A 25,275-nucleotide genomic window follows, 5' to 3' on the forward strand; every position below is an offset into this window, starting at 1 on the left:
CGATGCTCAGTACGGCTCAAAAGTGCTTTAGCACTAAGCCTTGGAATAAATGTCGCGCTCACCCAACCAACGTTCGATGATCGCGCTGGCATTGTGCGGGTATTGATCGTGAATATGGCGTGCAATGCGCTGAACTTCGGGGATTAAGCGTTGATCACGCACCAAATCGGCGATTTTAAAATCGGCCATACCAGTCTGTTTGGTGCCAAGCAGTTCACCCGGGCCACGAATTTCCAAATCACGCTGTGCAATCACAAAGCCATCGTTACTTTCGCGCAGCACGCCTAAGCGCTTCTGAGCGGTTTTTGATAATGGTGAGTGATACAGCAATACACAATGGCTTGCTACGGTTCCTCGGCCTACACGGCCGCGTAATTGGTGCAATTGCGCCAAACCTAAGCGCTCTGGGTTCTCAATGATCATCAAACTGGCGTTTGGCACGTCCACACCGACTTCAATTACTGTGGTGGCGACCAATAGATGCAATTCATTGTCTTTGAATGCCTTCATCACCGCTTGTTTCTCTGCTGCTTTCATACGGCCATGTACTAAACCAATTTTGACATCCGGTAGGATACGTTGCAGCTCTTCGGCGGTATCCGCTGCCGCTTGTGCTTCGAGTACTTCTGACTCATCAATTAAGGTACATACCCAATAAGCTTGTTTGCCTTCGTTCAAGCAGGCATTGCGTACGCGCTCGATGATGTCGTCACGCTTAGTATCGGGAATGGCTACGGTTTGAATCGGGGTTCGACCCGGTGGCAGTTCATCAATCACTGAGGTTTCTAGATCGGCGTAAGCGGTCATTGCCAAGGTGCGCGGAATTGGCGTCGCCGTCATGATCAACTGATGCGGGAAACTACCTTGTTTTTCACCTTTAGCGCGCAGCTCTAAACGTTGGTGGACACCAAAGCGGTGTTGTTCATCAATAATAACTAAAGCCAGATTATGGAAAGCAACATGCTCTTGGAACAAAGCATGAGTACCAACCACCATTTGTGCCTCACCACTGGCAATCGTGGCCAGTTGCGCCTCTTTGGCTTTGCCTTTGAGTTTACCGGCTAGCCAACCTACCTTGATGCCCATCGATTCAAACCACTGGGCAAAATTGATTGCGTGTTGTTCGGCCAGTAGTTCAGTCGGTGCCATCAACGCCACTTGGTAACCGTGTTCAATTGCGCGCACAGCCGCTAATGCCGCCACTAAGGTTTTGCCTGAGCCTACATCGCCTTGCACTAAGCGCATCATAGGGTGTGGCTTCGCCAGATCTTGCTCGATTTCAGCCACCACGCGTGCTTGCGCATTGGTGGGTGAGAAGGGCAGTTGCGCTAACAATTGCTGTTTAAGTTGATTGACCTCTGGCAGCGCGAGCGCCATATCTTGTTGGCCTTTGCTGCGCACAGCTAACATCGATAGGTTCTGCGCCAACAACTCTTCCATGATCAGGCGAACCTGCGCAGGATGGCGACCTTCATCAAACTGGGCCAAATCAATATCTGGTGTTGGACGATGAATGGTATGCAATGCTTGAGCAAGAGTGGTTTGCTGTGGGTAGAGCCCATTGGGCAACAGTTCTTGCACCGCGGCTTTGTCTAATAAAGCGAGCGCTTGATCGGTTAAGTTGCGCAAGGTCAGTTGGCGTAAGCCTTCAGTGGTTGGATAGACGGGCGTTAAACTTTGTTCGGTTTCTGTCGGCTGGTTAGGCGCATAAAATTTGTAATCAGGATGGACGATCTCCAAGCCATAGTTACCGCGCTTAATTTCGCCATAGGCATGCACTGTTTTGCCTTCAGCAAAGTTGTTTTTCATTCCAGCGGTAAAGTTAAAAAACTTTAGCGCAACCGTGCCGTTGCCATCACTGATTTTCACCGTCAGCATTTTACGCTTACCAAACAGGGTATCAGCACTCATCACTTTACCTTGCACCGCCGCCCAAAGGCCGGCGTGCAGTTTGATCATTGGGTAAACGCGAGTGCGATCTTCGTAACGCAGTGGTAGGTGAAACAGCAGATCTTGCACGCTGTTGAGGCCAACTTTTTCGAGCTTCTCGGCCACCTTGGCACCAACGCCAGTCAGGGAAGTAAGAGGGACAGCAGAAAGAAGTTGCGACATAACACGAGGCTCGTTAACGAAGATAAAGCTAGTTAACCATTTGGCTGTGTTTTTGTACAGGGGAAAGTGAGTGCGCAAAAGCAAGAGCTGAGAAGCGAGAGAAAAGCAAAGAATCCAGAATTGAGAGTCGGGAATCGAGAAAAAGGCTGAGAGGCGGGAGAAAGTAAAGAATCGAGAGTCGAGAAGGAGCTAGAAGCTCCCAATTCTCGTCACGAAGAGCTCTCGCTTCTAAATCTATTTCTCGAAGTGAAGCGCTCTCAATTCTCGCTCTTTCTCGATTCAGGCTTTTTCTCGCCTCTCGATTCTAGCTTCTATTTCTTCTGCATCTCTGTCCACCAATCGTCATCGGCGACGATTTGGCCTTCGTCATCTAATGGTGGGTAAGGCATCTTTTTGCGTTTAGCGACTTTGGCCAGAACTGGGTGGCCGCGTTCAAACAGAATGCGCTGAATCACTTCTTCAGACAGCGGGCTGGTTTCGCGATCGTACATACCGGCTGCTTCACGTTGGCGCTGCGCTTCGTACATGATCACCGCACTGGCAACCGAAACGTTGAGCGATTGCACCATGCCCATCATCGGGATGATGATGTCTTGGTCAGCCAATTCTTTCGCGCGAGCAGATGCGCCGACTTTCTCACTGCCGAGAATGATTGCGGTAGGCTTGGTGTAATCAATCTCACGAAAGTCGACGGCGCTATCAGAAAGATTAGTTACCAAAATCTGCATGCCTTGTGCTTTAAGTTCACTGATCGCTTCATCAATGCTTGAGTGAGTATCCACTTCCACCCAGTTGCGCGCGCCGGCAGAGGTGTGCGTTAGGGTGCGCATTTTGGCTGGCCAAACTGCATGGATTTTATGAATGCCTGTGGCATCAGCGGTACGGATCACCGCAGAAACATTGTTCGGCTTGTGTACTTCTTCTAAGCAGAAGGTGAGATCAGTTTGGCGTGCTTTAAGCACTTGTTGAATGCGGTTGTATCGTTCTAAATTCATAATCAGCGTACTAAAAATAAAAGCCCTTGAAATGGGTGATTTCAAGGGCCAGTAACAGGTATTAAATCAGTTCTTACGACGACGAACTTTCAGAGTGTGCGGCATCGACTTAATCCGGCGCATAATGCTGGCCAAATGAACACGGTCTTTGGTGGTGAGTAGTACCGTAACGGTATACAAACGGCCATCGCGTTCTTCGGTTGAGAGGCCATGTATGTTAGAACCGGTTTTTGAGATCACGTTGGTGAGCTCAGCCAAAGCGCCTTGACGGTTTTGCACGTCAACGCGTAGCTCGGTACTGAACTCTTGATCGTAATCGTCTGACCATTCTACTGCCATGTACTTATCAGGTTCACGTTGGTAACCACGTACGTTTGGACAAGTCTCGCGGTGCACCACTAGACCACGGCCTGGTGATACGTGAGCGATAATATGGTCGTCTGGAATCGGGTGACAACAATTGGCAAACGTCAGCAAAATACCTTCCGAACCACGAATTGGCATTTTCTTCTTCGGCGTGTCGCTGGTGGATTCAACTTCAGTCAGTTCGTCTGCATCGCCCAATAGGCGACGGGCCACAACGATGCTCATGAGCTCACCCAAACCAATATCGGCCAGCAGATCTTGCACCGTATTGATCTTCAGATCTTTCAGTACATGATTGATATTGTCGTCATTGATGTCCGATAGCGATAGCTCACCTAAGGCATGATTAAGCAGACGACGACCAAGAGTAATCGACTCTTCACGACGCATGGTTTTCAATACTTGGCGGATCTTAGTACGCGCACGAGACGTGACGACATAGTTCAACCAAGCCGCGTTAGGACGTGCGCCAGGGGCTGAAATGATCTCAATCGTTTGGCCGTTTTTCAGCGATTTGCTTAATGGGTATGGGTTGCGATCAACACGCGCACCCACACAGGTATTACCCACATCGGTATGTACCGCATAAGCAAAATCGACCGCCGTTGCGCCGACTGGCAATTCAACGATACGACCTTTTGGTGTGAAGACGTAAATCTCATCTGGGAACAGATCAGATTTTACGTTTTCAATAAATTCAAATGAGTTGCCCGCACTTTGCTGCAGCTCAAGTAGGCTTTGCATCCAGCGCTGAGCTTTGACTTGCGCAGTGGTGCCTGTGCGATCGCCATTGCCTTTATAAGACCAATGCGCCGCAACACCTTTATCCGCCATTTGATCCATATCTTCAGTACGGATCTGCACTTCAACCGGCACGCCATGAGGGCCAACCATTGAAGTATGAATAGATTGATAGCCATTGGCTTTTGGAACCGCGATGTAATCTTTAACACGACCCGGACGTGGCTTGTAGAGGCTGTGTACTTGGCCTAGTACGCGATAACAGGTATCGGCAGCATCAACAATCACACGGAATGCGTAGATATCCATAATGGTATGGAATCGCTGATCCTTGGTTTTCATCTTGTTATAGATAGAAAACAGATTTTTCTCGCGGCCAACGACACGTGCCGTTAGACCGACTTCGTCAAGACGACCTTCAATCTCGCTATGAATACGCTGGATCATCTCTTTACGATTACCACGCGCCGCTTTGACCACTTCTTTCAAAACACGATAACGATTAGGGTAGAGGGCTTCAAAGCCAAGCTCTTCCAATTCGGTTTTGATGTTATGGATACCAAGGCGGTGGGCAAGTGGAGAGTAGATCTCAAGGGTTTCACGGGCGATGCGACGTTTTTTATCTGGGCGAAGAGCTCCCAGCGTGCGCATGTTGTGGGTTCGGTCAGCAAGTTTGATCAGAATAACGCGAATGTCTTGCACCATGGCAAGGACCATTTTGCGGAAGTTTTCTGCTTGTGCTTCTTTGCGATCTCGAAATTTAAGCTTATCCAGCTTAGAAACACCATCCACAAGTTCAGCAACGGTTGTGCCAAATTTTTCTTCTAGATCTTCTTTGGTGACATCACAATCTTCGATGACATCATGAAGTAGAGCCGCTTGGAGCGTTTCAATATCAAGGCGCATTTCGGCCAAGATGCGAGAAACCGCAACAGGGTGGATGATATAAGGCTCGCCGCTTGAGCGAGTTTGCCCTTCATGGGCGTCTTTCGCTACCACATAAGATTGACGCAGAGCCTCAATTTGAGGCTCTGTTAGGTATTCTTGGGCAACGTCTTTGAGGCTATCGAATAGATACAAACTTTAGGCCTAAAAAAGAGTTGTAGAGAAAGTCAGATTAGCGAGTGTGAGCGATGCTGCTTACTGCTGCTAGTTCTGCTGCTTCTTGCTCTTGTTGCTCTTGACGCTCGCGTGCATCAAGGATGTCTTTTGTGATTAGACCTTCTTCGATTTCGCGTAGAGCGATAACCGTTGGTTTATCGTTCTCTTCTGGCACTAGTGAATCTTTCATGCCAGTTTGCATTTGACGAGCGCGGCGAGCCGCAATCAGTACTAGGTCGAAACGGTTGCCAACTTTTTCAACAGCGTCTTGAACAGTTACGCGTGCCATGAGGACTCCAAATAGTTAACTAAAATTTTGAATGACGAGAAATTATACAGGCTTACGCGACTATATTCTAGCCACAGCGCTGTCTCATCTGTGAATGGCTTTTGGGAGACCCTTACTCAGCCAATAGAGCGTCAAGCATGCCTTTATATTTAGCAGCTTGCTTATCTTGCTTCAATCGTTCTGCACGGATGATTGCTTTAAAGTCCATCAGTGCAGTATCAAAGTCATCGTTCACAATAACGTAGTCGTACTCGTTATAGTGAGAAATTTCTGCTTTTGCTTCCGCCATGCGTTTTGCAATCACGGCTTCGCTATCTTGACCGCGCGCGTTTAGACGACGTTCTAACTCACCATTTGATGGCGGTAGAATGAAGATGCTTTGCGCTAAAGGCATTTGTTCGCGAATTTGACGCGCACCTTGCCAGTCAATGTCGAGGAATACGTCGATACCTTTTTCTAGGTTTTCTTCGATCCAGACACGAGAAGTACCGTAGTAGTTACCGAATACTTCGGCATACTCAAGGAATTCTGATTTTTCAATCAACTCTTCAAAATGTTCTTTTTGCACAAAGTGATAGTGCACGCCATCTTGCTCACCCGGGCGCATACCGCGCGTGGTGTGAGATACAGATACTTTCATCGCGTATGTTGGATTGGTTTCCAGCATCGCTGAGATCAAGCTAGATTTACCAGCGCCGCTCGGTGCCGAGACGATATATAGAGTACCTTTGCCCATATGTAACGTTCCACATTTGGTTGGATGGTGTCGAAAGAAGAGTCGACTGTTTAAAGATAGCACTGACCAAGAAGAATCACGTAAATAGTGAAAATTAGGTCAGAAAAATGGAGGCGAAGAGTAGCACGATCACAAGGATCATAACAAGGAAAAGAAATGACCTTAACAGTTTAATCCGCTAGACAAGAGAGGGATAGTAGCGCTTGAGTCGATTGTGATGCAGCTTGTGCTTGGGAGTGGTTTTGTCGCGTTAACTGATATGTGTGTGGTTGATTAAAAATCGTGTATACAATGAAACAGACAAAGCAATCGTTTGCATTATTTCGCAATCACAAGGTAAAAAGCGTTGAACTTTTACTCTAAACCCTTACAATCCGCGCAAACGATTACGTGCTGTATATGTCTAGTGAATTGGACTGGACGTCTCTACCATCGAGCCTATCTCGGTGACTACAGTAAGTTGGCTTATCTTGAGCTAACTTTCTCTATATCAGCATGTGTACCCATCTTCTATTTTATTAAGTTGTAAGGTTACATTGTGAGTGTCGAATCTACCCTTAAAGCCCAGAAATCTTCTGGCATTCTAGAATCGATCTTTAAGATCTCAGAACGAAAAACCACGGTTAGCACCGAGCTGTACGCTGGCTTTATTACTTTCCTAGCGATGAGCTACATTCTCGCGGTCAACCCAGCGATTTTGGGTGGCATTCCGGGTATGGATAAAGGCGCGGTGTTCACGGCGACGGCGATCTCAGCGGCGATTGCGACCTTGATTATGGGCATTTGGGGTAACTACCCAGTGATGCTGGCGCCGGGTATGAGTATGAACGGCTTCTTTAAAGGCATGTTGCTCAGCGGTTCAGTAGCGGTGGTATGGCACGAAGCACTTTTCGGTATTTTCCTCTCTGGTGTGCTGTACCTGATTTTGTCGATGACTAATATTCGTAAGGCGATGATTGAATCACTGCCAGAAGATCTGAAGCTGTCGATCACGGTATCCTTGGGTCTGTTTATTGCGTTTTTGGGTTTGAAAAACGCAGGCATCATCGTTTCTAACCCAATCATTTTGGTCAGCATGGGTGACATTGCCAACCCACAAGTCTTGATTGCTTACATCAGTATCTTTATTGCTCTTGGCTGTATGGTGCGTGATATTAAGTTAGCGACCTTTATTTCGTTTGTCTCGGCTATTGTATTAACGGTTATGGCCGACTGGCTGCTTGGCACCAATTACGCGCCGATCCCAGATCAAATCGTTTCTATGCCACCGAGTATGGACAGCACCTTTGGCGCTATTTTTGATTTGTCTGGCATTACGATGGATAAGTGGTTCGATTTGCTGTTTATCGTGGTGATCTTCTTGATTGTCGATTTCTTTGATGGCCTTAGCACCATCATTGGTGTTGGCCGTGATGCGGGCATTATTGACGAAGATGGCAAAGTGCCAAACGCTCGTTCTGCGCTGGTTGCCGATGCAGGTGGTACTGTGATTGGTTCGATTCTAGGTACCACATCGATTACCGCGTTTTCAGAATCCGGTATCGCTTCTTCGCAAGGCGCTAAGACGGGTTTGGCGGCAGTACTGGTGGCGGGCATGTTTATGCTGTCGTTGTTCTTGTACCCGTTGTTTTCTATCTTCTCAGCAGCAATGGTCGCGCCAGCAATGGTAGTGGTGGGTATCTACATGATTGGTCGTTTGGGCCAAATCAATTGGGATCAAAAAGAATCACGCATTTCAGCCTTCTTTACCATCATGTTTACTGTATTGAGCTTCTCGCCAGCGAACGGCATGGCGATGGGTTTCATCACTTACTGTTTTGCGATGGTCGTTGCCGGTCGTGGTAAAGAAGTTCACCCAGCAATCTATGTATTGTCATTGGTGTTCCTTGCGTACTTAGTGTTGTTGTAATCCCGCGCAGCAGTTATTGGTATAAAACCGCAAAATAAATGGCCTTGTGCTTTGCAAGGCCATCCTATCTTCATAAAGCCGTGATAAAATTAACAATAGACGTTAATTATTGAGAGCTTTGAGCCATGCCTTCTCATCTTCCTAAGTCGTTCAGTCGACCGTTTTTGAAAATTTTCCATATTTTGGAAGCAATCTTGTTGGTAGCTATCACGCTGGCGACGCTATTTGCTATGGTGGAAGAGTTCGTTCATGTCTTTGTCGAAAGACGAGTGCAACTGACTGATATCTTACTGATGTTTATCTACCTTGAAGTGCTAGCAATGGTGCAGCAGTTTGTGATGAACGGTAAGATCCCGGTGCGCTATCCGATTTATATCGCCATGATGGCGATTGCTCGCTACATCACCTTGGGGATGAAAGAGCTCGATGCGACTTTGATCGTTTGGCTATCACTGGCGGCCTTTATTTTGGCGGCTGCGACCTTGTTGATTCGTGTTGGGCACCACTACTGGCCATATATTGATGGCCGTACCACCGAAAAAGACGAATAGTCAGCAAAATACTTCATCAAGGCCTCGCTCTCGCGGGGCTTTTTAGTGAGTGGTATAGATTTATTGATGAATTAATCAGGATAGTTACAGAAACCAGCGTACTAGGCGATGACGCCATGTTATTTTTGGTTCAAACTAATCATTCAAAGTTAATTTAGTTTTTACCCGTACGATCAAAAGAGAAGGCGGGGATATCGTTGATGAGCATTTGAAACACAACGTGAGTCATCTGTACTCTAGACAAGTAAGTGTTAGGAGCGTTAAAGCTCGCTTTTGAGGTAGTTATGCAAGGTATTCTTTCCATCCAGTCTCACGTTGTTTATGGCTGTGCAGGCAACAGTTCAGCGGTATTTCCATTGCAACGTTTGGGGCATATTGTGTGGCCGATTCACACGGTGCAATTTTCTAACCATACCCAGTACACGCAAGGTTGGACGGGTAAAGTGCTGCAACAGGGTGATATCACGGCATTGGCCGATGGTTTAATCAATATCGATGCCGCAGGTAAAGTAAAAGCGGTGATCTCTGGTTACATGGGCAGTGGTGTGCAAGCCGATGAAATTTTGGCAACCGTTGAGCGTGTTAAGCAGCACAACCCACAAGCTCTGTACGTGTGCGATCCGGTGATGGGTGATCCTGAGAAAGGTTGTATCGTCAGCCCAGAAGTCACTGAAGCCTTGTGTGAACGCGTGATGAAGAAAGCTGACATCATTGTGCCGAACCAATTTGAGTTAGCGCGTTTTACCGGCATTGAAATCCATGATTTGGACAGTGCGATTGAAGCGTGTCAGCTTGCGTTAACCATGGGGCCAAAAGTGGTTTTGGTTAAGCACCTACATTGTGCATCAAAGCAAGACTTCACCATGCTGATGGCTTGTGAACAAGGCTTGTTCTTGGTCACTCGTCCGCTGTTGGATTTTGTGCGCCAGCCTGTGGGCGTGGGTGATTTGATTACTTCTATCTTTACTGGTCACTACCTGAACAACAATGATCCAGTCTTGTCGTTTGAGCTGTGCAATACAGCCGTGTACAGCGTGCTAAAAGAGACCGCTGAACGTAATGAGTGGGAACTGCAGATTGTGCCCGTTCAAGACGCGGTTGCCAGCACTGACGAGCCAGCGTTTAAAGCGCAAAAGATTGAGCGTTAGATTATAGCGACCCTAAAATTAAAAAGCCCTGCACCGTTGCTTAAACAGTTCAGGGCTTTTTGCTATCGGGAATGTCGTAAAACGATTACTCGATGTTTTGAATCTGCTCTCGCATCTGTTCAATCAGAACTTTTAGTTCAACACCTGATGCGGTGATGTCGGTGCTGATTGATTTTGAGGCTAGCGTGTTCGATTCACGGTTGAACTCTTGCATCATGAAGTCCAGTTTACGGCCACAAGCGCCGCCTTTTTTCATAACAGCTAAAGTCTCTTTTACGTGAGAATCTAGGCGGTCTAACTCTTCTGCCACATCTGATTTTTGCGCCAGTAAGATTAGCTCTTGTTCAACGCGTGAGCCATCAAGATCAACTTTTGCATCTTCAAATTTACCCAGTAGGCGTTCACGTTGCCACACAAGAATTTCAGGCATACGTGCACGTACTTTCACCACTTCATCAGTGATGGCGGTTAAACGTTGCTCGATCAGCGCTTTCATGTTGTCGCCTTCACGGCCACGCGCTTCGATAAACTCGTTGATGGCATCATCAAAGCCAGCAAGAAGGTCTTTGTTGACGCTGTCCATATCTTGCTCAGGGGTTTCCATCACACCAGACCATTGCATGACTTGGAATGGGTTAATACGGCTGTCATCACCGGTTAGTGCCATCACTTGCTTTGCTGCATTGATCACTTGTTTGGCTAGCGTTTCGTTGATGGTGAGATCGCCTTGCGCTGCAGGGTTTGCTTCAAAACGTAGGTGACATTCTACTTTACCGCGCGCTAGACGTTTGCGAAAACGGTCACGCAGAATTGGCTCAAGGCCACGGAACTGTTCTGGTAGGCGGAAGTAGGTTTCAAGGTAGCGTTGGTTTACGCTGCGAATTTCCCATACTGCTGTGCCCCAGTCGCCTTTCACTTCTTTACGGGCATAAGCTGTCATGCTGTAGATCATCGAATTTTCCTGTCTTATATATGCTGAAAATTAACCCAGAGATAGTAGCACAGTTGGCACAGCAATCTTGCGGTCTATTATTGCTTTATGAGGATGAGAGGGATTTGAGCAGCTAGCTTTACTCGCCAGTCTCACTCTTTTCCGCTATAATCTTGCCCCAACCAAACGTTTCCCCTGCTTATTAAGGTACATGCCCATGCGTCCAAACGACCGCAAGGCGGATCAAGTTCGCCCAATCAAAATTACTCGTAACTATACTGCGTATGCAGAAGGCTCTGTACTCGTAGAGTTCGGTAACACCAAGGTTCTTTGTAACGCTTCTATTGAAGAAAACGTACCGCATTGGATGAAAGGCAAGGGCAAGGGCTGGGTAACGGCTGAATACGGCATGCTGCCACGTGCAACGCATACCCGTAACCGTCGTGAAGCGGCGAGTGGTAAGCAGGGCGGCCGTACAATGGAAATTCAACGTCTGATCGCACGCAGCCTTCGTGCTGTGGTTGATTTAAAAGCGATGGGCGAGTTCATGATCACAGTTGACTGTGATGTTATCCAAGCAGATGGCGGTACGCGCACTGCATCTATCTCTGGTGCGAGTGTGGCACTAGCGGATGCTTTCCAACACCTGATTGAAAAAGGTAAGTTGAAGAAAAACCCAATGACTGGCCACGTGGCTGCAGTTTCAGTGGGTCTGCTGGGTGAAAACGTATTGTGTGACCTTGAGTATGTTGAAGATTCAGCAGCGGACACCGATATGAACGTAGTTATGACAGAAGACGGCCGCATGATTGAAGTGCAAGGCACTGCAGAAGGCGAACCGTTTACTCACCTACAGTTGTTGGCATTATTAGAGTCGGCGAGCAAAGGTGTGGCAGATATTGTTGCGGCGCAGAAAGCGGCGTTGGCTGAATAATCATTTTTAAATAGCTTCCTTTTGGAGGCTATTTTTTTATTTTCGTCATAGATGGCATCAATGCGTTGTTAGTGTCGCTTCCTCACCCTAATCACATACTGGAGTATGCTCATAGGAATGAGGAATCTTGCTGCCTAGCCTTGAAATCATCTATTTAGAAAATATGTCGTTATTGTTTATGAATAGTCTAGAGCACTAGACCTTTATTTAGAGAGTAAGAGATGAAAGCATACCAGCGTGAATTTATTGAATTTGCATTAGAGAAGGAAGTTTTAAAGTTTGGTGAGTTTACTTTGAAATCAGGCCGTAAGAGCCCATATTTCTTTAACGCTGGCCTGTTTAATACTGGCCGTGATTTGGCGCGTTTAGGTCGTTTTTATGCGGCGGCGCTAGCAGACTCTGCTATCGAGTTTGATGTGTTGTTTGGCCCTGCATACAAAGGCATTCCAATTGCGACCACCACAGCGGTTGCACTGGCTGATCACCATGATATGGATAAGCCGTACTGCTTTAACCGTAAAGAAGCAAAAGATCACGGTGAAGGTGGCAACCTAGTGGGTAGCGCTCTTGAAGGTCGCATTATGCTGGTGGATGATGTGATCACTGCAGGCACCGCGATTCGTGAATCAATGGAAATCATCCAAGCGAACGGCGCAGACCTTGCGGGCGTATTAGTGGCAATTGATCGCCAAGAAAAAGGCAAAGGTGAATTGTCAGCGATTCAAGAAGTGGAGCGTGATTTTAACTGTGAAATCATTTCTATTGTTAGCTTGACCGATCTGATCACTTATCTTGAAGAGAAAGGCACCAGTGCTGAGCACCTAGAAGCAGTGAAAGCGTACCGCGCACAATACGGCATCTAATCGCAAATTTTTAAAGCGAGATTTCCGATCTCGTTCGTTGCTTGCTGTAGCAAGTGACAGCCAATGAGAGCGTTGTTCATGGCTCATCATCAATGGGTCATGGTCATCCTTGAAAGAGGAACGACGAGTCGGGAAGTGGGCTTTACTAAAAAAACAAAAGGGGCTGATGGATATCCATCAGCCCCTTTTTGTTCTTTTGCTGTCGTATATTGTTTCGATAGTGCTTACTTATAGCGACAGGCTTTCTTCTCGTTTTGGTCAGCCATGGTTTTAAAACGTTTGTGTAGCCACATCCATTGCGAAGGCGCGCGCAGGATAATCATCTCGACGTATTTGTTCATGTATGCCGCTGCTGCTGTTTCGTCTTTTTGTGGGTAATCTTGCTCGATAGAGATATCTGCAATGATTTCATACTTACCTTGTGCGTTTCTAAACCCAGAACCCGGGATGATCTTGCATTTGCTGGTGTAGGCAAGAATACTGGTACCGGTGGTCGTGCAGGCATCTTCTACCGCAAAAAATGGCACGAAGACTGATTTATTACGGCCATAGTCATGATCGGGTAAATAGAAGAGATGTTCGCCGTCGCGTAATACTCTGATCATCTGTTTGATGTCTTTGCGATCAATCAGTTTGTTGCCGTTGTGGGTGCGGCCCCAATACTGAATAAAATTATAGGCTGGGTTGTTGTGTGGGCGATATACGCCATAGCCGCCAATGCCCATTACGCCAAATGCGCGTGCGGTTACTTCTAAGTTGAGAGCGTGCACGCAGCAAAGCAGAACGCCTTGTTTTTCCGCGGTGTATTGGCGCAGTAGTTGAGTGTCTTTGTCGACAATGATGCGTTTGAAGCGCCATGTTGGCCAAAACCAAGTAATGCCGGTTTCAATTAACGCCAGGCCGGTGTTTTTGAAGTTGTCTTCGACGATAGCTTGGCGCTCTTGCTCGCTCAGGTCGGGAAATGCGAGTTCAAGATTACGCTGCGTGATATGCACACGTTTTTTGCCATACTTCATGCCGATTTGGCCGAGAAAGCGGCCGAAGCGGAACAGCAATGCATAGGGTAATATGTTGACGATGATGGCGAGTAGGCCAAACCCCAGCCAAACTCCCCAGTGTTTGGGGTGTAAAAGCGATAAAGAAAAGGAGGGTTTCGCGTATTTATCTTTGCTCATCATCGTCACTATCCTAAACAGAGTGTCATGTTCGGAGTGAATACTTGATTAGGCTCTTACTCAATTTGATTTTTTAGCAGGGCCCAGTATTCATCAAAGTTAGCGGTCGGTTGATATTTAAAGTCAGAACGCACGAAGCGATTTAGGCTGCCTTCTACTTGACCTAGCAATTGTGCCGCAAGGATGCTTTCATCCACTGGGAACGATTTGCCTTCACGTAGTTTACGCTCACGAAGAATTTGACGCAAAGAGGTTTCAATACGCTCAAAGAGTTGATTGATGCGTTCACGCAGGCGCTCGTTTTCAAACATCAGCGCGTGACCAGAGAGAATTCGTGTCAAACCTGGGTTACGCTCGGCAAACGCCAGTATTAATTGTAGAACTAAACGAATGCGCGTTAAGGTGTCTTTTTCTTCATCTAAAATGCGATTGATACGCGACATCAAAGACTCTTCGATAAATTCGATTAAGCCTTCAAACATACGAGCTTTGCTTGGGAAGTGTCGATAGAGTGCCGCTTCAGAAACGCCAACTTGTTTCGCCAGTTTTGCAGTTGTAATACGAGAGGCACCCTCGTTCGATTCCAACATTTGTGCCAACGCTTGTAAGATCTCTTCTCGGCGATTGGTTTTTCTTGTTACAGCCATCAACGCTTCCTTTTATTACCACTTATTAGCAAAGAAATGTTCACCCTACTTCCTACTTAAGCAAAGCAGGATCAAAGCAGGGTGATTAGCTCAAAAAAATTAAGAATTTCAGATTACAGTTTATCGGCAATCATCTGCAAAATTTGATGTGCAATCTGTTGTTTTGAGGCAAGAGTAAGTGATTGCTCACCCTCTTTCCAGTATACGGTAATGGCATTATCGTTGCTATTGAACCCTTGGCCAGCAAGCGAGACATCATTCGCACAGATCATATCGAGATTTTTGCGCTCAAGTTTACTCAGTGCGTATTGTTTTACGTTTTGCGTTTCCGCTGCAAAACCAACTGTGAAAGGGCGATTTTCTGCCATGGCGGCGACGTTCGCCACGATGTCAGGGTTCTTGATCATCTTAACCGTCATCGCATCGTTATCTGCTGTTTTCTTCAGCTTGTTGTCGGCAACGGTTTCTGGACGATAATCCGCAACTGCCGCGCAACTGATAAACACATCGTTTTGCACAGCCTCGTTCATCACCGCTTGGTGCATATCTAGCGCACTTTCAACATTCACGCGCTGACAACCTTGTGGTGTTGCTAATGCTACCGGGCCGCTGATTAGGGTTACTTGCGCGCCCAGTTTCTGCGCCATTTCTGCTAGCGCGAATCCCATCTTGCCTGAGCTATGGTTGCTAATGTAGCGCACTGGATCAATCGCTTCTCGGGTTGGTCCCGCAGTAATTAAAATCGATTTGCCTTTTAGTGGTTTATCGGCAAAAAACTGCTCACACAAGCCGACTAATTGCATTGGCTCTAACATGCGACCTGGGCCAACATCACCACACGCTTGCTCGCCTGCTGCCGGCCCCCAGATGTGCATGCCACGACGACTTAACGTGGCAATATTTTCTTGGGTGGCTAAATTTAGGTACATCTGTTGATTCATCGCAGGAGAGACGGCAATCGGTGCGTCGCTAGCGAGTACTAACGTAGTCAGCAGGTCATTACCCATGCCCGCCGCCATACGAGCAATTAAATCCGCCGTGGCTGGAGCCAGAAGAACCAAATCAGCCCACTTTGCCAGCTCAATGTGGCCCATTGATGCTTCTGCTGCGGGGTCTAATAAACTGTCGGAAACCGGTCTGCCAGAAACCGCTTGCATGGTGAGCGGGGTAATGAACTCTTTCGCTGCATGAGTCATGACAACTTGAACTTGAGCACCACGCTCAATAAGGCGACGGGTTAGCTCGGCACATTTATAAGCCGCAATACCGCCACTAATACCAAGTAGAATCTTTTTTCCTGCGAGTGTTTGCATGTTTGAATCTCCAAATTTCTGCCGCCGATAATATCACAACCGCCAATGGGATTAAGTGTGATGACTTGCGCCGAAACAAACCTAAGTCAAACTAGTGAACAATAGTTTACCTAACTAGTACTAATTCGTTACTTACTTCACAGATAAAAAATAGAGTTAACGCAATATAAAAAGTATGTGAACCAATCAGATAACTTTCGTGATTGGGGTCGGGAGCACACAAAAGATAGGTAAAGAATATGGCATTTTCGCTTAAAAGCCGCAGCAAGTTGACACTGGTCACCATCATTCCATTGGTATTGATCACCACCTTGATTACGATGGTTTATTACTTCAATGGTTTAAAAAGCCTCGATAGTCAGCTGACAACTTATCGCCAAGAGCTTATCGAAGTAAAGAAAAGTGAACTGAAAGCGTTTCTGATGATGGGTGTGACGGCAATTAAACCGCTCTATGACACCGATGTTGATGGTCAAAATAAGCAGCAAGCCAAAGATATTCTTAAAGCGATGCGCTTTGAAAGTGATGGCTACTTTTTCGCTTATGATTCACAAGGGATTAATACCTTACATGCCATTAAGCCAGAGCTTGAAGGCAAGAACCTTATGGGAATGAAAGACGAAAACGGCGTAGGCGTGATTTCAGGTTTGATTGATGCGTCTAAAAATGGCGATGGTTTCCTCTACTTCTCATGGCATAAACCAACAATTGACGCCCAAGCACCCAAGCTCGGTTATGCCGAGTATCTCAATAAGTGGGATTGGGTGTTGGGAACCGGTATCTATATTGATGATATCGATCTTCAAGTCGCCGCTTATCGTGAATCACGCATGCAAGCACTCGATACGCAAACCTTTTCCGCCATCGTCTTATCCTTTATTAGCTTGTTGATTACTTGCGGCGTGATCAGCCTCGTCATTTCTCGTGGGGTGAAGCCGCTCCAGCACATAGCTGAATCATTGAAAGATGTTGCGGCGGGAGAAGGTAACTTAGCGGCGCGTTTAAAAGTCGAAAGTCAGGATGAAGTTGGAGAAGTGGCGCAGGCTTTTAACGATTTTATGGATAAGCTCCACCCGCTTATTTCCGATATTCGTAGTAGTGCCGGTTCGGTACAAGCTGTAGCTGGGCAACTGGACGGGCAAACCAGCCAAGCAAGTGGACAAATGCAGCGCCACTGCTTAGAAACCGATAAAGTTGTGACTGCGGTAACCGAGATGAGTATGACGGCCAAAGAAGTGGCCAGTAACACCAATGCCACTGCACAAGCGATAGATGACGCCAATGTTCAGATATCAGATGCCCAACAAGAAGTGAATCATGCGATTGAAGGCATTAATCAATTGGTTAATGACGTCAACCTCACATCAGAAGCTGTATCGGACTTAAGCGCGCAAACGGAGCAAATCACTAAGGTATTACAAGTGATTGGTGAAATTGCGGAGCAAACGAACTTGTTGGCATTGAACGCTGCGATTGAAGCTGCACGTGCGGGAGAGCAAGGCCGTGGTTTTGCCGTGGTTGCTGATGAGGTGCGTTCACTGGCGAGCCGCACGCAAAATAGCACCCATGAGATTGGTGATATGTTGAAACTGCTACAAAGTGGCGTATCGCGCGCGGTGAGCACGATGGCGACCAGCCAACAACGTGGTGAGCAAACTGCGCAGGAGTCTAATCAAATCCAAGATACGTTGGCGGCGGTACAGTTTTCGGTATCCACTATTCGTGATATGGGGCTACAAACCGCGTCTGCGGCGGAAGAGCAAAGCGCAGTGGCGGAAGAGATTAATCGCAACCTGGTTGAGATTCAGCACATCGTTAATGAAATTAATCAAACTCTACAGCAGTCGGAGTCGATCAGTTCTCAATTGACCAGTTCGGGCGATGAGATGCATCGCTTGGTTGGGCATTTCAAACTTTGATGACGCACGCAATTACATTGTTTCGTTATCTTTGATAGGAAAAGCGAAAGCCAATTACCGCTTTCGCTTTTTATTTTGTTCAATGACCACTCTGACACACAATTGAGAGTGGCTGAGCATCATGCCGACAAAATGTTTACCCAATAACGTAATGCCGCGTGAAAAACTGCTTTCGCATGGCCCTGCTTCTTTAACGGATACCGAGTTGCTGGCGATTTTCCTCCGTACCGGCACTCAAGGTATTAATGTGCTGGAGTTGGCGGATCGGCTACTACGTGAGTTTGGTTCGTTGCGAAGCTTGTTTGCCGCCTCAGAAGAGCAGTTTTGTACTCAAAAAGGATTGGGCAAAGCCAAGTATGTGCAACTGCAAGCAAGCTTGGAAATGAGTCAGCGCTATCTTAATGAGACGCTCAAGCGAGGCGATGCACTGACCAGTCCGCAACAAACTAAGTTATTTTTGTCGAGTTTATTGCGTGATCGCCAACGAGAAGGCTTTTATGTTTTGTTCTTAGATAGCCAAAATAGGGTGATTCGCGGTGAATTGATGTTTGAAGGCACGATAGATTCCGCCTCGGTTTACCCCAGAGAGGTGGTAAAGCGCACCTTAGAGCATAATGCTGCGGCATTGATTCTGGCGCACAACCATCCCTCAGGCGTGGCTGAACCCAGCCAATCGGATCGCCGCATTACCCGCCGATTAAGCGATGCATTGGCCTTAGTCGAGGTGCGAGTATTGGACCATTTTGTGGTGGGGGACGGTGAAGTGGTTTCTTTTGCGGAGCGCGGGTGGATATGAATCACAATTTTAGTTGTGAGTTTGGCTAAATCTAAGTACAATCCATCGACATTTTTTAGACTAAATTCAGCTCTGCTTAAAAAAAGATCACAGAAATCTACAAAAAGGATCTGTTCGGGTATTGAGCAATGCTAACCAAGTTAGTATAATGCGCGACCTTTGATAGCCTTGTATAGACTTTCTATAGCGGATCTAAACCTCTATCCTTCTGTTTAAGAAATAGAAGAGGTTCGGCCACCAAGGTTGATATCGAGCTGAAACGATTTTGGAGAAGACATTATATGTCACGAGTATGCCAAGTAACTGGTAAGCGTCCAGTAACGGGTAACAACCGTTCACACGCACGAAATGCTACTAAGCGTCGTTTTCTGCCGAACCTACAAACTCATCGTTTCTGGGTAGAGAGCGAAAAACGTTTTGTTAAACTACGCCTTACTGCAAAAGGTATGCGCATTATTGATAAGAAAGGCATCGATGCTGTTCTTGTTGACATTCGTGCACGTGGCGAAAACGTTTAAGAGGAAAATAGGCAATGGCAAAGAAAGGCGTTCGTGAGAAAATTCGTCTAGTATCATCTGCTGGTACTGGTCACTTCTACACAACTGACAAGAACAAACGTAACATGCCTGGCAAATTTGAGATCAAGAAATTTGATCCAGTAGTTCGCCAACACGTTATGTACAAAGAAGGCAAAATCAAGTAATTGATTCTTCTTTGAAGCTTCTATAAGAAGTTTGAACGATAAAACCCAGCTCTCGAGCTGGGTTTTTTATTATAAGTACTAATTAATAAGCTCTAAGTAGTTATAAGGATGGGGTAGCATGGGATGGTTAGTAAGTGGCTTAAAGCTGATAGCATTAATTTTGTTAGCTTGGATAATTAATGCCGCACTAGGCTATGAAACTAAGGTAGATAGTTTAATTTTACTATCTATTACGGTCGCATGGATGAAAACGAACCGAGTCGGAGTTTGGTTGTTCGCCGCTCTGGTGCTCACGGCCACATTCTACATTCCAGTTTCATGGAATTACGCACATCCAAATCTAACTATTGTTTCTTCCCTCATTGAAACTAACTCCTCAGAAGCATTAGAGTTCTTCAAAGATTTAGAAGTGAGCACACTGGCTATAGCTGCATTTTTTGCTGTGGTATCTTTTAGCTTGTTTCGATTTGTACCGAAAATCCAAGGTATGAAGACGTCGATATTTTTCTTTGTCTTGTTTTCATTCTTGTTGCTCGATAAGCCGGTTAGAACTATTGCTGATCGTAATATTGAAGATCACTATACTCAAGCTCTACTCTCTAATATGCGTTATGCGCCAGTACGTTTTTTCTATGACTGGTATGACTCTTATAACAAGTACCATCAATACAATGCACAGATCATGGCGCAAAGAGAAATTCCGTCATCTTGGGTGATAACCAATAAACCGCAGCAAGCTAAAAATACCATCTTTGTTATTGGCGAAAGTGTTCGTAAAGACTATATGAATGCCTATGGTTTTTCGCTAGATAATACGCCATTTATGTCGACAGCAAAGGGTGAGCTTTGGCAGGACTTTCTTTCTCCTGGGCCGAATACATTTACTTCGGTAATGCGTTTCGTTACGTTGAACGATGGGGTTAATATTGAGTTAAATAATAATATTAACACCTTAGCAAAGGCTGCTGATATTGAAACGTTCTGGATCTCAAATCAAGGGCGGATGGGCGAATTTGATACAGGGATTAGCGCAATAGCAAATTATGCTGATCATGTGTCATTTACTCGCAGCGGTAGTTTTAGAGATTCGAATATTTACGATTCGATACTACTGAAGAAGGTTGAGCAAGCTTTAGCGAGTAGCAGTAAATCGAAGCTGATCGTTGTGCACTTGATAGGATCGCATCCTCGGTTTTGTGATCGTGTAGAGGGGGAGGTGAAATTTGACTTCAATGGCGACAAAATATCTTGTTATATTGAATCTATTAAACAGACGGATTCCCTTCTGGCTGAGATTGATGCCATGGCTCAGCAGCAAGCATCCCCATATAGCTTGCTCTATGTTTCTGATCATGGTTTAGGCCATCGAGATAACGGACAAAATTTGCGTCATGACCCAGAAGTTAAGCAGTCTTATCAAGTTCCGCTGTTTATTACGGGGTCTTCTTTTGAATCAAGAGAGCTTGTTCAGTCGCCACGTAATGGTTTTGCATTAATCAAGGCGCTTTCTGAATTAATGGGTATTTCTAGTCAACAATTAGATGCGCTACCATCATTCTTCTCACCCTATAAAGATAAGCCGATAGTGAATAATGGTGAAGGAGAATTGATAAGCTTAGATGCATTGAAAGATGATTCTATTCATATGTAACCTAAGTCGTTTTTTACTTACGGTTTAGCTTTGCTAAGCCGTAATTATTTGGGATTAGCGTCTCATCACAGGAGGTAGCATGTCCAAATTGACTCAGAGTCGACGTCGTTGGAATAACCGATTGATTTTTGGAGTCTTGGTTTTTATGTTAGTGCTAAATCTACCAACATTAATTAAGACTTATTTGTTAGATGACGTCATTGAGAGTGAGCATCCTTATCTGCTCAACCCTTACCAAGAATTGCAAGCTCTACATACCACGCAATGGTCATTAACCAACGAGCAGGGTGGTTGGCAATTGAATCTGCCATCATCGATTTTGCCTCAAGAGTTCGCTCAGCGCTGGAAAACACTGGTTGGAACGGCGCTGACTAACGAAAATTATCAATCTCTCAAGGCTAATTTAACGTCACCGCAGTCGATTGAAGTGTGGTACGTTGATCAAGAAGAACCACAAAGGATCACTTATTACCAGTTACCTCAGTTTTGGTTATTAAAGAACTGGCAAGACAAATGGATCGCTGTGACGGTTGAACCAAGCTATCTATTGCCGATTCATAATCCATCATCAGAGAAATAACGGAGAGAATTGTGCCTGAATTACCAGAAGTTGAAGTGAGTCGGATGGGTATTTCGCCGCATTTGGTCGGAGAAACGATTCGTAGTCTGACCTTTCGCACCCCAAAATTGCGTTGGGATATTCCTGTTGAACTGAAACAACTTGAAGGTCAGGTGATTCGCGATATTCGTCGCCGAGCAAAATATTTAATCATTGAAACTGATGCAGGTTGTGCGATTGTACATTTAGGTATGTCTGGCTCGCTACGGGTACTAGATGCGGAGTTTCCGCCGAGCAAACACGACCACGTTGATTTACTGCTGACCAATGGTAAGTTACTGCGCTACAACGATCCGCGTCGCTTTGGCGCTTGGTTGTTTAGCCAAGATGGCCAACATGCCGTGCTGGGACACATGGGACCAGAGCCTCTGACGGATGAGTTTAATGGCGAATATATGCTGCAAAAAGCGTTGAATAAACGCGTTGCAGTAAAGCAGTTTATTATGGATAACAAAATCGTAGTGGGTGTGGGAAATATCTATGCCAGTGAGTCTTTGTTTAGCGCCAAGGTTCATCCTACCCGCGCGGCAAGTAGCTTAACGCTTGTAGAGTGGCAGACATTAGTTGCCGATATCAAACAGGTTTTGACCACCTCAATCAAACAAGGCGGTACAACCTTAAAAGATTTTGCTCAAGCCGACGGTAAACCGGGATACTTTGCACAAGAACTGCAAGTGTATGGCAAAGCTGGAGAGCCTTGTCCGAGTTGTGGTGAAGAGATAGAAGCACTAAAAATAGGTCAACGAAATACGTTTTTTTGCCCGCAATGTCAGCTGTGAGATTGCTTAATATCGTTATTCTGGTATTTGCCCTGATTTTTGAAAGTATTTCTGTGCCACCAGAAGGGATATAAGGCGCTCACGTTTCGCATCTTTGAATTGAGCCACCCATTGCTGAGCATTTTGGATTATGGCCTCAGCTTCTTCAGGGTGTGAGAGGTAATAGTCCATCTTTTCATCAAGATCGGAAAAGTCATCTTTGATTTCAACAAAATGCGTACCCGCTTGTAGTCGGCCTTCCATAAACCATGTTTCATAACGAAGTTTTGGTGTGAAGCACAGCGAATTTGAGGACATGATCCATTTTAAATTGGTGGCGACATCCATTCCCTCAAGGCTGAGAATGAACTTATACTCAAGCTGCTCAGCAATGGTCATGGTTTTTTTCACGTAGTTGAGTTGCCTTGGGTCACTATCTTTTATATCAACACGGCCAACATTACAGCGTGGATTAGCGCAGTGAGTGGCTAGTAATAATCGTCGATTAGGCCTAAAACCTGTCCCACGCCATACCAGCATATCTTTCTTTTCACTGTAGGGTTTATCACTATCGATAAAGACATAGTGTCGAACAGCATTCAGTTTCAACAATACTGAGTTTTGATTGTCACCTTCAATGGGACGACTTTTTAAAAAGCTGGGCTCTAAAGGGACATCGATGACATCCCCATTGACATACTTAAATGCAAATCTTAGTGGGAAGCACTTAATGACTTTGAGTAAATCATAGTAGTAAGCGCTGCCACCTGTCTGTTTGAAGTTTTTAACTTTGACTAAATCCACATCGCTTAACGTGAAGTCTGTATTGTATTTGCAGTAATAGTTAACGCGGTCATTTAAGTAAGATTGATTGAAGTTACCGCGTTGAGCGATGACTTTTACTCTAACAAATCGAAAAAAAGCTGCTGGTAGATGGGGCAGCAATCCATTCGATAAGTAGTATTTTAGTTTTTTCATACTGATTCTAGTTTAGCTAAAATGGCACTGTTTACTGAAATTGGCACAAATTGGGCAACATCGCCACCATGGGTCGCGACTTCTCGGACAATGGTCGAAGACAAGAAGGCAAACTCTTCCGCTGGGGTTAAAAATATGCTCTCTAATCCGGGCAGCAATTTTCGGTACATACTGGTTAGGCCAAATTCGTACTCAAAGTCCATTGTGGTGCGCAATCCACGAATCAGTACGTCACTTTGTTGTTCTTTAGCAAAATCAACCAATAGACCACTGAAGCCAATGACAGAGACATTGCTAAGGTGGGCACATGAGCTTTTAACCAGAGTAACTCGCTCTTCTAACGTAAACATGGTTTTCTTCGACGGGCTTGCTGCGACACCAATCGTGACGGAATCGAACATGCTGGCTGTTCGTTCAATCAAATTCAGGTGGCCATTAGTGATGGGGTCGAACGTACCTGGGTAGATGACATTTTTACTCATCGCATTGTCCTGTTGTAAATTGATCAACACCGTTCTCACAACGAGTGAGGTTATTTTGGATGGTATTTTCTAGGATGGCATCATTCTCAGTTAACGAGGCGCGCGAATTTTCATTGTGGTAAAGGTGGTAACCTACGCCGGAGAATTTAAGATATAAGCGTTCTTTACCTGCATTGAGCATGCGATGAACGAATTCACTGTCTTCTCTACCCCAACCGACAAAGTCCTGATTGAAGCCATTCACCTCGATCACATCCGCTCGCCAAAATGCCATGTTGCATCCTCGAGTCGCTTTGTCGTTATTGCGTACGTATGAGAATACTTTACTGAGTAGACGGTTGGTAATGCAGTTTTTACGGTTGCGAATACCCTTTGTGAAAATAGAGGGTACTAATCCGTGATGCATAATTTCTTGGCTGCAGGCTTCGTCTGTCAGAACTCGGCCACCCTGAACAAAACGATTAGCCTGTGCGACTTGTTTGTGGGATTGAATGAAGGTAGGAGATAACACCATATCGCCATCGACCATGATCAGATAATCACCACTCGCTTTTGCTATTGCTCTGTTACGACTCATCGCGAGTTGGAAGCCATTATCTTCGTGCCAACTGTGAATTAATGGAACGGGGAAGTCTGAGCTAAATTGGTCAATGAGCTGTTTTGTGTCATCGCGGGAACCATCATCAGCAACAATCACTTCATCAGGCATAACAGATTGGCGTTTAACACTCTCAAGTACCGCTTTAAGGGCTTCTTTCCAATTATAAGTGGTAATAATTAAAGTGGTTTTCATGACTTCTTAGCCTGTTCACGTAAGTAGAGATCGATGTATTTGACGAAGGTTGAGTGCATGCAAAGCCATGCGAGGATAAAGCCATGCTTACCATCTAAAAAACCACGCTTGATAATGTACATTTTTACAAAGCTGGCAAGGGCGTGAACAATCGCGGTCGTCAGGCCGGATTTTTTCTTTCCTTCGCGCTCATCTGTCCAAGCTTTTAGGTAGCCTGTGGTTTTATTGATGTAGTGATGTAAATGCTCATACGTGTAATGGTTTAAACGCCCATCCAGCTTAATGGTTTGGAAACCATCATCTTCGACTTTCTCATGCACTAGTGCGTCATTGTAATGGGTATATTCGGTGCGATATAAACGCACGATCCAGTCAGGCGACCAACCAGAGTGGTAAATGAATTTGCCAAATGCGGCGCTAAGACGATTTACTTTATAAAGAACATTGGGTTTGTTTGCTTCTACCGCAGCTAAGATACTGGCTTTTAATTCGGGTGTGACTTGTTCATCAGCATCAAGCCAAAGAACATAATCAGCAGTGACGTATTGCTGGGCAAGTTGACGTTGCTTACCAAATCCCGGCCACTCCGAATTGGTATAGAATTTGTCGGTGTATTGTCGCGCAATTTCTTCGGTGCCATCTGTACTGCCAGAATCGAGCAGGACGATCTCATCAACCCAACCTTTCACGGTATCTAGGCATGCTTGTAGGTGCTTTGCTTCATTTTTAACAATAAGAGCAACGGCTAAAGTTGGTTTAGACAAG

25 protein-coding genes and 1 riboswitch are annotated in these 25,275 nt (G+C 45.7%); of the genes, 12 read left to right on the forward strand and 13 right to left on the reverse strand.

Annotation, left to right across the window (positions count from 1 at the left end):
• Positions 1-33: 33 nt before the first annotated feature.
• From recG to gmk, 5 genes are all read right to left on the reverse strand, one after another.
• Entirely contained in the window at positions 34-2,112 is a 2,079-nt protein-coding gene (gene recG / locus RH85_RS14360) for an ATP-dependent DNA helicase RecG (protein ID WP_006713427.1), read from the reverse strand.
• A gap of 311 nt (positions 2,113-2,423) precedes the next feature.
• Positions 2,424-3,107, reverse strand: coding sequence for a tRNA (guanosine(18)-2'-O)-methyltransferase TrmH (gene trmH, locus RH85_RS14365; RefSeq protein WP_006713428.1), 684 nt, complete (start codon positions 3,105-3,107; stop codon positions 2,424-2,426).
• A 66-nt stretch (positions 3,108-3,173) separates the two neighbouring features.
• A complete protein-coding gene (gene spoT / locus RH85_RS14370; protein ID WP_006713429.1) occupies positions 3,174-5,294 on the reverse strand; it encodes a bifunctional GTP diphosphokinase/guanosine-3',5'-bis pyrophosphate 3'-pyrophosphohydrolase in 2,121 nt (706 codons plus the stop codon).
• A 37-nt stretch (positions 5,295-5,331) separates the two neighbouring features.
• A complete protein-coding gene (gene rpoZ, locus RH85_RS14375; protein ID WP_005596951.1) occupies positions 5,332-5,604 on the reverse strand; it encodes a DNA-directed RNA polymerase subunit omega in 273 nt (90 codons plus the stop codon).
• A gap of 112 nt (positions 5,605-5,716) precedes the next feature.
• Positions 5,717-6,340: a guanylate kinase gene (gene gmk, locus RH85_RS14380; RefSeq protein ID WP_005596953.1), complete on the reverse strand. Its 624-nt coding sequence runs from the start codon at positions 6,338-6,340 to the stop codon at positions 5,717-5,719.
• 373 nt (positions 6,341-6,713) lie between these two features.
• Positions 6,714-6,813, forward strand: a riboswitch (purine riboswitch).
• A 65-nt stretch (positions 6,814-6,878) separates the two neighbouring features.
• Here gmk and RH85_RS14385 point away from each other — a divergent pair.
• The 3 genes from RH85_RS14385 (at position 6,879) to pdxY (ending at position 9,948) form a co-directional block, all read left to right on the forward strand.
• Positions 6,879-8,249, forward strand: coding sequence for an NCS2 family permease (locus RH85_RS14385; protein WP_006713430.1), 1,371 nt, complete (start codon positions 6,879-6,881; stop codon positions 8,247-8,249).
• Positions 8,250-8,374: 125 nt separating this feature from the next.
• A complete protein-coding gene (locus tag RH85_RS14390; protein WP_006713431.1) occupies positions 8,375-8,800 on the forward strand; it encodes a phosphate-starvation-inducible protein PsiE in 426 nt (141 codons plus the stop codon).
• Positions 8,801-9,084: 284 nt separating this feature from the next.
• Positions 9,085-9,948: a pyridoxal kinase PdxY gene (gene pdxY, locus RH85_RS14395; RefSeq protein ID WP_006713432.1), complete on the forward strand. Its 864-nt coding sequence runs from the start codon at positions 9,085-9,087 to the stop codon at positions 9,946-9,948.
• Positions 9,949-10,033: 85 nt separating this feature from the next.
• Here the strand turns inward: pdxY and RH85_RS14400 are convergent, their stop codons facing one another.
• Complete coding sequence (locus RH85_RS14400) at positions 10,034-10,900, reverse strand: YicC/YloC family endoribonuclease (RefSeq protein WP_005596962.1); 867 nt, start codon at positions 10,898-10,900, stop codon at positions 10,034-10,036.
• A gap of 196 nt (positions 10,901-11,096) precedes the next feature.
• On the opposite strand from RH85_RS14400, the gene rph reads away from it, so the two are divergent.
• Complete coding sequence (gene rph, locus RH85_RS14405) at positions 11,097-11,813, forward strand: ribonuclease PH (RefSeq protein WP_006713433.1); 717 nt, start codon at positions 11,097-11,099, stop codon at positions 11,811-11,813.
• A gap of 221 nt (positions 11,814-12,034) precedes the next feature.
• A complete protein-coding gene (gene pyrE, locus RH85_RS14410; RefSeq protein ID WP_006713434.1) occupies positions 12,035-12,676 on the forward strand; it encodes an orotate phosphoribosyltransferase in 642 nt (213 codons plus the stop codon).
• 224 nt (positions 12,677-12,900) lie between these two features.
• Here the strand turns inward: pyrE and RH85_RS14415 are convergent, their stop codons facing one another.
• From RH85_RS14415 to coaBC, 3 genes are all read right to left on the reverse strand, one after another.
• Positions 12,901-13,851, reverse strand: coding sequence for a Kdo(2)-lipid IV(A) acyltransferase (locus RH85_RS14415; protein ID WP_039949111.1), 951 nt, complete (start codon positions 13,849-13,851; stop codon positions 12,901-12,903).
• Positions 13,852-13,907: 56 nt separating this feature from the next.
• Positions 13,908-14,498 (reverse strand): nucleoid occlusion factor SlmA, encoded by a 591-nt coding sequence (slmA, locus tag RH85_RS14420; RefSeq protein ID WP_005596971.1) that lies wholly within the window; start codon positions 14,496-14,498, stop codon positions 13,908-13,910.
• Between the two features lie 113 nt (positions 14,499-14,611).
• Positions 14,612-15,811 carry a bifunctional phosphopantothenoylcysteine decarboxylase/phosphopantothenate--cysteine ligase CoaBC gene (gene coaBC, locus RH85_RS14425; protein ID WP_006713436.1) on the reverse strand — a complete coding sequence of 400 codons (1,200 nt, stop codon included), beginning with the start codon at positions 15,809-15,811 and terminating at the stop codon, positions 14,612-14,614.
• 239 nt (positions 15,812-16,050) lie between these two features.
• Between coaBC and RH85_RS14430 the strand changes: the two genes are divergently transcribed.
• The 7 genes from RH85_RS14430 (at position 16,051) to mutM (ending at position 22,278) form a co-directional block, all read left to right on the forward strand.
• Positions 16,051-17,730, forward strand: coding sequence for a methyl-accepting chemotaxis protein (locus RH85_RS14430; protein WP_006713437.1), 1,680 nt, complete (start codon positions 16,051-16,053; stop codon positions 17,728-17,730).
• A 121-nt stretch (positions 17,731-17,851) separates the two neighbouring features.
• Positions 17,852-18,526 carry a RadC family protein gene (gene radC / locus RH85_RS14435; protein ID WP_006713438.1) on the forward strand — a complete coding sequence of 225 codons (675 nt, stop codon included), beginning with the start codon at positions 17,852-17,854 and terminating at the stop codon, positions 18,524-18,526.
• Positions 18,527-18,807: 281 nt separating this feature from the next.
• Entirely contained in the window at positions 18,808-19,044 is a 237-nt protein-coding gene (gene rpmB, locus RH85_RS14440; protein ID WP_004728407.1) for a 50S ribosomal protein L28, read from the forward strand.
• A 14-nt stretch (positions 19,045-19,058) separates the two neighbouring features.
• Positions 19,059-19,229: a 50S ribosomal protein L33 gene (gene rpmG / locus RH85_RS14445; protein ID WP_005596979.1), complete on the forward strand. Its 171-nt coding sequence runs from the start codon at positions 19,059-19,061 to the stop codon at positions 19,227-19,229.
• A gap of 118 nt (positions 19,230-19,347) precedes the next feature.
• Complete coding sequence (locus RH85_RS14450; RefSeq protein WP_006713439.1) at positions 19,348-20,880, forward strand: phosphoethanolamine transferase; 1,533 nt, start codon at positions 19,348-19,350, stop codon at positions 20,878-20,880.
• Positions 20,881-20,959: 79 nt separating this feature from the next.
• Positions 20,960-21,460: a hypothetical protein gene (locus RH85_RS14455; RefSeq protein WP_006713440.1), complete on the forward strand. Its 501-nt coding sequence runs from the start codon at positions 20,960-20,962 to the stop codon at positions 21,458-21,460.
• 11 nt (positions 21,461-21,471) lie between these two features.
• Complete coding sequence (mutM, locus tag RH85_RS14460; RefSeq protein ID WP_006713441.1) at positions 21,472-22,278, forward strand: bifunctional DNA-formamidopyrimidine glycosylase/DNA-(apurinic or apyrimidinic site) lyase; 807 nt, start codon at positions 21,472-21,474, stop codon at positions 22,276-22,278.
• Positions 22,279-22,293: 15 nt separating this feature from the next.
• On the opposite strand, the gene RH85_RS14465 is transcribed toward mutM, so the two are convergent.
• From RH85_RS14465 to RH85_RS14480, 4 genes are read right to left on the reverse strand one after another with little or no spacing between them, the layout of a single operon-like run.
• On the reverse strand, positions 22,294-23,235 hold the full coding sequence (locus RH85_RS14465) for a glycosyl transferase family 90 (protein ID WP_006713442.1): 942 nt from the start codon (positions 23,233-23,235) through the stop codon (positions 22,294-22,296).
• Complete coding sequence (coaD, locus tag RH85_RS14470) at positions 23,232-23,717, reverse strand: pantetheine-phosphate adenylyltransferase (RefSeq protein ID WP_006713443.1); 486 nt, start codon at positions 23,715-23,717, stop codon at positions 23,232-23,234. The genes RH85_RS14465 and coaD overlap by 4 nt, the downstream gene beginning before the upstream one ends.
• Positions 23,710-24,510 (reverse strand): glycosyltransferase family 2 protein, encoded by an 801-nt coding sequence (locus RH85_RS14475; protein WP_006713444.1) that lies wholly within the window; start codon positions 24,508-24,510, stop codon positions 23,710-23,712. The genes coaD and RH85_RS14475 overlap by 8 nt, the downstream gene beginning before the upstream one ends.
• Positions 24,507-25,274: a glycosyltransferase family 2 protein gene (locus RH85_RS14480; protein WP_006713445.1), complete on the reverse strand. Its 768-nt coding sequence runs from the start codon at positions 25,272-25,274 to the stop codon at positions 24,507-24,509. The genes RH85_RS14475 and RH85_RS14480 overlap by 4 nt, the downstream gene beginning before the upstream one ends.
• Position 25,275: the final 1 nt, after the last annotated feature.

The organism is Vibrio ichthyoenteri ATCC 700023 (genome assembly GCF_000222605.1).
In the GTDB taxonomy this organism is placed as follows: Bacteria; Pseudomonadota; Gammaproteobacteria; order Enterobacterales; family Vibrionaceae; genus Vibrio; species Vibrio ichthyoenteri.